The 10,573-nt window shown below is 69.7% G+C and carries 9 protein-coding genes; 2 read left to right on the plus strand and 7 right to left on the minus strand.

What is annotated here, in order from left to right; genetic code table 11:
• Positions 1-106: 106 nt before the first annotated feature.
• The 5 genes from E6C64_RS10910 to E6C64_RS10930 form a co-directional block, all read right to left on the minus strand.
• The gene (locus tag E6C64_RS10910; protein WP_233255587.1) at positions 107-1,924 is read right to left on the minus strand and encodes a glycoside hydrolase family 15 protein; all 1,818 of its coding nucleotides are present in this window, start codon (positions 1,922-1,924) and stop codon (positions 107-109) included.
• An 83-nt stretch (positions 1,925-2,007) separates the two neighbouring features.
• On the minus strand, positions 2,008-2,898 hold the full coding sequence (locus E6C64_RS10915; RefSeq protein WP_136427506.1) for an SDR family oxidoreductase: 891 nt from the start codon (positions 2,896-2,898) through the stop codon (positions 2,008-2,010).
• An 87-nt stretch (positions 2,899-2,985) separates the two neighbouring features.
• Positions 2,986-4,008 (minus strand): PHP domain-containing protein, encoded by a 1,023-nt coding sequence (locus tag E6C64_RS10920; RefSeq protein WP_136427507.1) that lies wholly within the window; start codon positions 4,006-4,008, stop codon positions 2,986-2,988.
• Entirely contained in the window at positions 4,008-5,099 is a 1,092-nt protein-coding gene (locus tag E6C64_RS10925) for an LLM class F420-dependent oxidoreductase (RefSeq protein ID WP_136427508.1), read from the minus strand. Before E6C64_RS10925 ends, E6C64_RS10920 begins: the two co-directional genes overlap by 1 nt.
• Positions 5,100-5,342: 243 nt before the next feature.
• Complete coding sequence (locus tag E6C64_RS10930) at positions 5,343-6,602, minus strand: ROK family transcriptional regulator (RefSeq protein ID WP_136427509.1); 1,260 nt, start codon at positions 6,600-6,602, stop codon at positions 5,343-5,345.
• Positions 6,603-6,703: 101 nt separating this feature from the next.
• On the opposite strand from E6C64_RS10930, the gene xylA reads away from it, so the two are divergent.
• Both xylA and xylB read left to right on the plus strand, forming a co-directional pair.
• Positions 6,704-7,894 carry a xylose isomerase gene (xylA, locus tag E6C64_RS10935; protein WP_136427510.1) on the plus strand — a complete coding sequence of 397 codons (1,191 nt, stop codon included), beginning with the start codon at positions 6,704-6,706 and terminating at the stop codon, positions 7,892-7,894.
• A 118-nt stretch (positions 7,895-8,012) separates the two neighbouring features.
• Positions 8,013-9,449: a xylulokinase gene (gene xylB / locus E6C64_RS10940; protein ID WP_136427511.1), complete on the plus strand. Its 1,437-nt coding sequence runs from the start codon at positions 8,013-8,015 to the stop codon at positions 9,447-9,449.
• A gap of 19 nt (positions 9,450-9,468) precedes the next feature.
• Here the strand turns inward: xylB and E6C64_RS10945 are convergent, their stop codons facing one another.
• Positions 9,469-10,098, minus strand: coding sequence for a copper resistance CopC family protein (locus E6C64_RS10945; RefSeq protein ID WP_136427512.1), 630 nt, complete (start codon positions 10,096-10,098; stop codon positions 9,469-9,471).
• A 2-nt stretch (positions 10,099-10,100) separates the two neighbouring features.
• Positions 10,101-10,573 (minus strand): DUF1775 domain-containing protein (locus tag E6C64_RS10950; protein ID WP_136427513.1); only part of this gene is annotated, 473 nt, incomplete at its 5' end.

The following is a 10,573-nucleotide window of genomic DNA, read 5'->3' on the forward strand; positions in this document are numbered from 1 at the left end:
TAGACAGCCGGCCCGCCCGTGTCACCCGATTCCGAGCCGAGCTGCCCAGTTCTGTCACCTGGAGGCCCGTCCAGGCGGCAGAACTCGGCAGGTCACTCCCCACCCACTAGACGTCCGCGAGTGCGTCGATGAGGATCGCGGCGTTCACCACCGCCAGATGGCTGAGCCCCTGCGGGAAATTGCCGAGGAAGTCCCCCGATTCCGCATCGATCATCTCGGTGAGCAGGCCCACATCGTTGACCTGGGCGACCAGCTGCTCCATGAGCGCCACGGCCTCGTCGTGTCGACCGACGCAGGCGAGGGCGGACGCCGCCCAGAACGCGCAGGCGGTGAAGGTGCCCTCCTCCTCCCGCATGCCGCTGTACCGGTAGAGCAGTGGCCCGGCACCGAGGTCGGCGTACAGCCGATCGATCGTGCGCGACATCCGCTCGCCGCGATCGAAGCCGCTCGGCGCATGCAGCAGGACGGACGCGTCGACATCCGTGCTGCCGGGGTACATCACGTAGGAGCCGAGCTCCTCCGACCAGGCGTTCGCGTCGACCCACTCGCGGATCAGGTCGCGATTGCGCTCCCACGTGGCGCGCTGGCTCTCCGACGGATGGATCTCCCCCGCATCGGCCAATTTCAGGGCCGACACGATTGCCTGCCAGCAGCCCATCTTGCTCGAGGTGTAGTGCCGCGCCTTGGGCAGCTCCCACATCCCGGAGTCCTTCTTCTGCCACATGATGCATGCGTCGTCGGCGAATCCGAGGAGCAGCTCCGAGGTGGACTCGTCGAGGATGTTGCCGCCATCGACATAGGTGCTCATGATCGCCAGGACGTCGGCGTACACACCGAGCTGCAGCTGGCCGCTGGCCACGTTGCCGACGAGGACGGGTCCGACGCCGCGGTATCCCTCGGCGGTCATCTCGTGCACCCCGTCGCTCAGCGATCCGTCGAGCTCGAAGAAGATCCGCATGCTGCCGCCGCTGCCCTTGAGTGCCTTCAGCACCCATGAGACGGCGGCGTGCGGCTCCTCACGGAGCCCGAAGCTGATCAGCGCGTCGACCGTGTAGGCGAGGTCGCGCACCCAGGCGAACCGGTAGTCGTAGTTCTTCGCCGTGCGCTTGCGGTCGGTGATCCGCTCGGGCAGGGACGTCGTCGCCGCGGCCGCGATCGCTCCCGTCGGGCTGAAGATCAGCAGCTTGAGCGCCAGCGCGCTGCGCTGCACGACGTCGCCCCACGGGCCGTCCCAGTTGAACTCCTTCGACCAGGACTGCCAGCTGGCTATCGTGCGGTCCACCCCTTCGTCCACGACGTGCGGATCGGGCAGGTGGATCGGCTCGTCGTCGGTGCCGCAGAGGCAGAGCAGATGGCGCGACCCCGGAGCGGTCGCGAACTCGCCGTGGAAGTCGAGCGGCTCGTCCACGACTCCACGACCCGGCGCGTGGGGGTCGAGGCGTCCGTGCGCGAAGCCGACGAGCGCGAGGTTGATCTCTCCCGCTCGGAGGATGGGACCGTACAGCGAATTCAGCCGGCGCACCGGGTCGGTGCCGAAGACGTTGCCGGGCACGACGGCCCACTCGAAGACGACCTCCCCCTCGATGCCGTCGATGCGGCGAGCGAGCTCCGACCAGGGCAGCCGTCCGGCGACGCCGGTGATCAGCGCGTCGGTGACGATCGCCGTGCCCGTCGACGTCTCGAAGCGGGTGACGAGCACGTTCGTGCCGTCCACATAGGCACGCGAACTGGTGAACTCGCCGCGGGGACGGAGGGCGAAGTGTCCGCCGAGCGGCGCGTCCACGATCCCGGCGAAGACGGGCGGCGTGTGCAGGGCGGGCATCGGCAGCCAGTCGATCTGACCGTCGCGGGCGATGAGCGCGACCGTGCGGCCATCGCCGATCGCCGCGTATTCACGGAGATCGGCGTAGCCGTCGGTGCGCAGAAGCGCGTCGGCGAATGCCGAGCGCCTCTCCCCGATGTCGCCTGTCGGGTGCGTGCTGGAGTTCGGGATGTCGGCGGTCCTGCTCAGGTGACCGGCATGCCGCCGGTGACCGCGATGGTCTCACCGGTCGTGTAGCTCGACTCCTGCGACGCGAGGTACACGTAGGTCGAGGCGAGCTCGACGGGCTGGCCGGGGCGGCCGAGAGGCGACTGCGACCCGAACTCTTCGATCTTCTCGTTGGGCACACTCGACGGCTGCAGCGGAGTCCAGATCGGACCGGGGGCGACGCCGTTGACCCGGATCCCCTCTTCGGCCAGCTGCCCCGCCATGGCGCGGGTGAAGTTCGCGATGCCGGCCTTCGTTACCGCGTACTCCACGAGGTCGGGGGTCGGGGTGAAGCCCTGCACCGACGATGTGGTGATGATCGAGGCGCCGGGGCCGAAGTGCGGCTTCGCGGCCTTCGTCAGCCAGAAGAGCGAACTGAGGTTGAGCGCGACGAGGTCGTTCCAGACCGAGGTGTCGAAGTCGGCGATCCCGCTGACCGTCGGCATCTTGCCGCCCACCATCACGAGGATGTCGAGCCCGCCGAGCTCGGCCACCGCGTCCTCGACGAGCGTGGTGTTGAACGCCTCGTCCGTCAGGTCCCCGGGAAGGAGCACCACCTTCGAGCCGCCGTCGCCGGCGTACTTCGCAGTCTCCTCGGCGTCTTCCTTCTCGACGGGCAGGTAGTTGAGTGCGATGTCGGCTCCCTCGCGGCCGAAGGCGATGGCGACCGCACGGCCGATGCCGGAGTCGCCGCCGGTGATCAGGGCTTTGCGGCCCTTCAGCTTTCCGGAGCCCCGGTAGCTCTCCTCGCCGTGATCCGGCCGAGGCTTCATGTCGAAGATGGATCCGGGATCGGGCTGCTGCTGCGCCTCGAAGGGCGGCTGGGGGTACTTGGTGGCAACGTTCTGGGGTTCGTAGAGATCGACCATGGACCCACCGTATTCCCGACGCTCTCCGGAAGCACCCAGGGAGCGCTCAGCTACAGCGCCCCCGCGCAAGGGCGCGCCGTGTCGCGGTCATCCGCGCTTGGCGTGGGTCCACTCGAGCAGGCGGTCGAGTGGCCAGGTCGTGATGATCCGGTCGGCCGGGATCCCCGCCTTCGCTGCCCGCGCCGCGCCGTACTGCAGGAAGTCGAGCTGGCCGGGGGCATGCGCGTCGCTGTCGATGCTGAACAGGCAGCCGGCATCGAGCGCGAGCTGGATGAGGTCGTCCGGCGGATCCTGGCGCTCCGGTCGGGAGTTGATCTCGACGGCGACGTGGTTCTCCGCGCAGGCGGCGAAGACCCTCTTCGCATCGAACTCCGACTGCGGCCGTGTGCCCCGTGATCCCTCGACCAGACGTCCGGTGCAGTGGCCCAACACGTTCGTCTGACGGGAGGTGATGCCGCCGAGCATCCGGCGCGTCATCGTGCCGCGATCGGCGCGGAGCTTGGAGTGCACGCTCGCCACGACGATGTCGAGCCGGTCGAGCAGCTCGGGGGTCTGGTCGAGCACGCCGTCCTCGAGGATGTCCACCTCGATGCCGGTGAGCAGTCGGACATCGCCGCTGGCATCGTTGAGCTCTGCGACGAGGTCGAGCTGCTTCGTGAGCCGAGCCGCGTCCAGGCCGTTGGCGATAGTCAGGTTCGGCGAGTGATCGGTGAGCGCCTGGTATTCGCGGCGCAGGGTGCGCGCCGCGGCGAGCATGAGCGCGGGCGCGGTGGTGCCGTCGGACCAGTCGCTGTGCGTGTGCAGGTCTCCGCGGAGCTGGGCGGCGAGCGCTTCCCCTCCGGTCGCGAGCGGCGTCTCGCCCTTCTCCCGCAGGCCAACGAGATAGTCGGGCACGTCGCCGACGACGGCTTGAGAGATCACCTCGAAGGTGCGCCCTCCGATGCCCTTCATCGCCTTCAGTCGTCCGTCGGCCGCCCGGGTCACCAGCTCCGTGCGGCCCATGCCTCGGATGGCTGTCGCGGCCTTGCGGAATGCCGCCACCTTGAAGACCGCGGCGCGGTCACGCTCGAGCCAGAAGGCGATCTCATCGAGCGCGTCGACTGCCTCCACTACCCCGCCGCTCCCTCGGGAGCGTCCACCGTCGGGCCCTTGGAGATGCCCTCGGAGATGATGGCGCGGAGGGCCTCGATCGCCTCGATGCGGGCGGACGAGGTCTCGGCGAGCGGGTCGACCATGATCGTGGTGACCCCCGCGGCGCGCAGTGCGGCGATCCGATCGCGGAGGTGCGCCTCGTCGCCGATCAGCGACGTGGCACGGACGAGCTCCTCGGGGATCTGCTCGACCGCTTCGGCCTTCTGCCCGGCGAGGTAGAGCTCCTGCACGGTCGCCGCCTCGTCGCCGAAGCCGTAGCGGGTGACGAGGTCGTTGTAGAAGTTGGCGCCCTTCGCGCCCATTCCGCCGACGTACAGGGCGATCCGCTGGCGGTAGGCGTCGAGCTCGGCGTCGACAGCATCGCCGAGGGCGAAGGGCGCCGAGACGATGACATCGAGCTCGCCGAGGGCAGGATCCCGCTTCGCTCGGCCGGCGGCGAGCGCCTCGCCCCACGCGTCCGCCGCGCGCTCGGGGTAGTAGAAGAGCGGGAGCCAGCCGTCGGCGATCTCCGCTGTCTGGGTCGCGGCCTTCGGCGCGAGCGAGGCGATCGAGACGGGTATGTCAGCCCTCAGGGGGCGGTTGATGAGCTTGAGCGGCTTGCCGAGCCCTGTGCCCTGATCGGCCGGCAGCGGGATGGAGTAGTTCCTGCCCGCATGCTCGACCTTCTCGCGGCGCCAGACGGAGCGGCAGATCTCGACGACCTCGCGGATCCGGCCGAGCGGCGCCGTGAACGGCACACCGTGGAAGCCCTCGATCACCTGGGCGCCGGACGAGCCGAGACCGAGCTCGAAGCGGCCGCCCGAGATGGAGTCGAGGCTGGCGGCGGTCATCGCGATCAGCGTGGGGGTGCGCGAGTAGATCGGCAGGATCGTCGAGGTCAGCGCGATCGTCGACGTGACGGCGGCCAGGTAGCCGAGCCGGCTCACGGCGTCGAACGAGTAGGCCTCGGCGACCGCGACGACATCCGCCCCCGCCCGCTCGAACTCGACCACGTCGTCGGCCGCGAGCGCGAAGTCATCCGAATAGTCGATCGTGACGCCGAGTCGCATACCGCCATCGTGCCACCTGCCGCCCCGCACCTATGTGTACGTTCCGGCTCCATGTGCACGGAATTGCGCACACCTGATGCTGGTTTCGTAGGTACTCTCGCCCCGGTTCATCTGTCCGCGCGGTCCTCCCCGGCGATCTGATCGAGAAAGCTGCGCGATTGCCTCGGGCGGCTGCATGTGCACGAAACCGGCGAATGTGCGCGAAATTGCGTGCACATTCGGCCGGAACGTACACATGGGGGGCTAGGGGCGGAGTGGGAGGTGGGTGGGGTCGGCGAGGAGCTCGGAGAAGGCCAGCTCGGCGGCGCCGATCATCAGGATCGAGGAGCCGAGCTGGGCGCGCTGGATGGACAGTCCCTCGCTCGAGACAGGAAGCGCACGTTCCCGGACCAAGGTCTCCAGCCGTCCCGGCTGAGCGCGGTCGAGCGAGGCGAGGAACCCGCCGAGCACCACCATCTGCGGATTGAAGAGGTTGACGACCGTCGACACCGCAGTGCTCAGGTGGTCCAGCTGACGGCGGATCACCGCCTGCACGTCCGGCGATGTCGAGCCGACCAGCGCCGCGTCGAGAGCATCGGCATCCACCGCCCCCGACCCCAGCGCGGAGAGCAGCGCGGCGCGGTTGACCTCCACCTCGAGGCTGCCGCGACTGCCGGACGGATCGGCGCGATCCGCGCCGCTGACGAAGGTGTGGCCGATCTCTCCCGCAAAGCCCGACCGGCCGCGGAACGGGCGGCCGCCCGCAATGACGCCCCCGCCGATGCCGCTGGCGCCGCCGTTGAGGTAGACGAGGTGCTCCACCCCGCGCCCCGCTCCGAAGATCCGCTCCGCGTTCGCACCAAGTGACGCATCGTTCGCCGCATGCGTCGACAGCCCGGTGCGCCGGGCCAGCAGCTCGGTGAACGGCTCGTCCACCCAGCCGAGGTGCGGAGCGAGCCGCACGATCCCGTGCCGGGTCTCGACGAGACCCGGCACCGCGATCCCGACCCCGACGATGCGCACCTCGCCGTCGGGTCCGCTGCCGCGCAACTCGGCGACTCGAACACTCACGTCGGCGATGCCCTGTGCCGCGGCCTCGACCGCCTCAACCGGTGTCGGGCTGCGATCGAGATCGATCCGCCGCACGGCGAGCACCTGCCCACCGAGTCCGACGGCGCCCACCGTGACCGCGTCGATCTCGGGGTTGACCGCCAGGGCGACGATCGACGGATCGGGGCGCACGATCGGACTCGGCCGCCCCACTTCGCGAGACGCCTCGGGCTCCCCCTCGACGACCAGACCGCGCTCGACGAGCTCGCCGACGAGGGCGGCCACGGTTGAACGGTTGAGTCCTGTCTCCCTGGTCAGCTGCGCACGGGAGAGGGCGCCGCGGGAATGCGCCAGCTCGAGCACCGCGCTGAGATTGTCCCGACGGACCCGGTCGGACCTGGCGGCACGGTCGGCGGGTGCACGGCCGCCACCGGTCCAGCGCACCCCCGAGGCGGGCTCCTGCGAATCCGACATGGCTGCTCCTGACACGCGCACCGACCGATTGCGCTCCGCTCGATCTCACTATATGTTTGCGAACGCAACAATTGGCAACGCCGCCCCGGAAGGCTCTCTCAATGACTCTCACCCCCACCGCTGCAGACAAGTTCTCCTTCGGTCTCTGGACCATCGGATACAACGGAGCCGACCCGTTCGGCGGCCCCACCCGCCCCGCACTCGACGTGGTGCACGCCGTCGAGAAGCTCGCCGAATACGGTGCGTACGGCCTCACGTTCCACGATGACGACCTGTTCGCCTTCGGTTCGACCGACGCCGAGCGCCAGACGCAGATCGATCGCCTCAAGCAGGTGCTGGCCGATACCGAACTGATCGTCCCGATGGTCACTACCAACCTGTTCAGCGCCCCGGTCTTCAAGGACGGCGGCTTCACCTCGAACGACCGCTCCGTCCGTCGCTTCGCCCTGCGCAAGGTGATGCGCAACATCGATCTCGCCGCAGAGCTCGGAGCCAAGACGTTCGTGATGTGGGGCGGCCGCGAGGGCGCCGAGTACGACGCCGCGAAGGACATCCGCCAGGCGCTCTCCCGCTACCGCGAGGCCGTCAACCTGCTCGGCGACTACGTCACCGACAAGGGCTACGACATCCGCTTCGCGATCGAGCCCAAGCCGAACGAGCCCCGCGGCGACATCCTGCTGCCGACCCTCGGCCACGCCCTCGCCTTCATCGACTCCCTCGAGCGCCCCGAGCTCGTCGGCGTCAACCCCGAGGTCGGCCACGAGCAGATGGCGGGGCTCAACTTCGCCGCCGGCATCGCCCAGGCGCTGTACCACGGCAAGCTCTTCCACATCGACCTCAACGGCCAGCGCGGCATCAAGTACGACCAGGACCTGGTGTTCGCGCACGGCGACCTGCACAACGCGTTCGCCCTCGTCGACCTGCTCGAGAACGGCGGCCCGCAGGGCGGCCAGGCCTACGACGGCCCCCGGCACTTCGACTACAAGCCGAGCCGCACCGAGGACGAGACCGGCGTGTGGGACTCTGTCAAGGCGAACATGGCCAACTACCTCCTCCTCAAGGAGCGCGCCGCGGCCTTCCGCGCCGACCCCGAAGTGCAGGAGGCCCTGAAGGCCGCCAAGGTGCTCGAGCTGTCCGAGCCGACCCTCAACGAGGGCGAGTCGTACGACGACCTGCTCGCCGACACCTCGGCCTACGAGGACTTCGACGCCGCCGGCTACTACGGCGCCAAGGGCTTCGGCTTCGTCCGCCTGCAGCAGCTGGCCAGCGAGCACCTGATGGGCGCCCGCTAGACCCGACCTCCATCTCCGGAACTCAGGAAGCCCTTCCGAACTTCAGGAGGGAATGGGCGATATCGTCCTGAGTTTCGGAGACCAGGCAGTTCTTCCTGAGTTCCGGAGAGGAAAAGCGATGGCGCTTCGACAGGCTCAGCACGGCGCGCTTCCACAGGCTCAGCTCGTCGCCGGTGTCGACTCGTCGACCCAGAGCTGCAAGGTGGTCGTCCGCGACCTGGAGACGGGAGCGATCGTCCGCGAGGGTCGAGCGACCCACCCGGCCGGCACGTCCGTCGATCCCGAGGCCTGGTGGCTCGCGCTCAAAGCCGCCATCCAGTCCGCGGGAGGACTGGATGATGTCGCGGCGATCGCGATCGGCGGTCAGCAGCACGGGATGGTGGTCCTCGACGAGTCGGGCGCCGTCATCAGGGATGCCCTGCTCTGGAACGACACCCGCTCCGCGCAGGCGGCTCGCGACCTGATCGCCGAATTCGGCGCCGAGGAGTTGGCCTCCCGGACAGGATCCGTGCCGGTCGCCTCGTTCACCGCCACGAAGCTGCGCTGGCTCCGCGATGCCGAACCCGAGAACGCCGCCCGCGTCGCGGCGGTGGCGCTCCCCCACGACTGGCTGACCTGGCGGCTGCGCGGCTTCGGCCCGGACAGCGCCGATCCGAACGGCCCCGTGCTGACCGAGCTGGTCACCGACCGCTCGGACGCCAGCGGGACCAGCTACTGGGACCCGGCGACCGGGGACTACGACCGCGAGCTGCTCGTCGCCGCGCTCGGCCACGACGCGATCCTCCCCCGGGTGCTCGGCCCGTCCGAGCGGGCAGGGACCGTGGCCGACTCGGAGATCCTTATCGGCCCGGGCGCCGGAGACAACGCGGGCGCCGCTCTCGGGCTGGGCGCCGCGACGGGGGACGTCGTCGTGTCGATCGGAACGAGCGGCACCGTCTTCGCCGTCACCGAGGCGCCGACGACGGATGCGACGGGAACCGTCGCGGGCTTCGCCGACGCCACCGGTCACTTCCTTCCGCTCGTCGCCACCCTCAACGCGGCACGCATCCTGGATGCGACCGCGGCGCTGCTCGGGGTGAGCCACGACGAGCTCGGCGCTCTCGCTCTCGAGGCGCCGGCCGGATCGGACGGCCTGGTGCTGCAGCCGTACTTCGAGGGCGAGCGCACGCCGAACCTCCCCGATGCCACGGCGACCCTCTTCGGCATGACTCTGGCGACCACGACTCGCGCCCACCTGGCGCGCGCGGCGATCGAAGGGCTGCTCTGCGGACTGGCCGATGGCCTTGCCGCGATCACCTCCCAGGGGGTCGAGGCCCAGCGGGTGCTGCTGATCGGCGGCGCCGCGCTCAATCCGGCGGTCCAGCGGATCGCGAGTGAGGTCTTCCCCATCGCCGTGCATGTGCCAGAGCCGGGAGAGTACGTCGCCGGCGGAGCCGCTCGTCAGGCGGCCTGGGTCCTCACCGGCGAGCTGCCGAGCTGGTCGACCTCCGTGCTCGCCGAGCTCGACGTGGCCTACGCACCGGTCATCCGCGAGCAGTACGCCGCCCGACGCTGAGGCTCACCCCTCCTCGTCCTCACTCCTCCCCGTCCTCGTCGCGGGGACGGCGCAGGATGATGATGCCGAACGTGACCGCGGCGACCAGCGCGATCACGACCGCGGTGCCGATCAGCAGGTAGGAATCCGAGCCGGGCCCCGTGGATGGCGCACTGTCGCTCGGGGCCTCTGCGGCCTCGCCGCAGTCCGGCCCGCTCGATGAGCCCTCGGCGGCGGTTGTCCCGTCAGCCGGTTCATACCGGAACGAGTATGTATCGCTCACCGCATGGCCGTCTGACGACACGATCCGCCAGACCACCGTGTACTCCCCGGCTTCTCCGAGGGCGATCGGAGCAGACACCTCCGTGTTCGCAACAGTGGCGCACGCCGTCTCGAAGTGCGTCGAGCCGCCGTCGGGTCCCGTCACCTGCAGCCGGGTCGAATCGGCGAAGTCGAGGACCGCGTCGTTGAATGTCAGGTCGACCTGATCGATCGGAGTCGAGACGGTGGAGTCAGCGGCCGGATCGGTGGAGACCAGGTAGTCGTGGGCCGAGGCCGCGCCTGCCGGCACAAGGACGAGCGCGGCCGCGAGCATCAGTCCGGATGCCGCAGCGAGGCGCTCCCGGGTCGTCGCCGTTCGACGAGGCGCCGAAGCTCGCGACCGCGCCATCGCTAGGCCTTCTTCCGGGCGCCGGCAGCGGTGCGGCTGCGTGCGAGCGCCAGTCCCGAGACCACCAGAGCGACTGCGGCCACGCCGAGCCCGAGGAACCCGACTACCAGGCCGGTCGAGTACGCCGATGCCGACGCGTCTCCTGCGGTCGTATCCGCATGGTCGCCGTCACCCGTCTGCACCGTGGCGCCGTCGTGGTCGTCGCCCTCAGGAGCGTCGTCGGTGATGTACAGCGTGGGCGCCGGGAACTCCGGCTCCTCCCCGGATGCCGGAGTGGGGTCCGTCCAGCTCGAGACCGATCCGTCCGAGTAGGTCTGGACGACCGGGAGCAGGATGCTGCCGGTGTCCGGCACGGCGCCCACCGAGACGGTGAAGCGCTGGAACTCGCCGTCGCCGATGCCCGTGCCCGTCGCCGTGAACAGGATGCTCGTCGGCGCCTCGGAGATCGTGGTTCCATCGACGTCGACCGGTGCGG

This window comes from Naasia lichenicola (assembly GCF_004801885.1).
GTDB lineage: Bacteria > Actinomycetota > Actinomycetes > Actinomycetales > Microbacteriaceae > Naasia > Naasia lichenicola.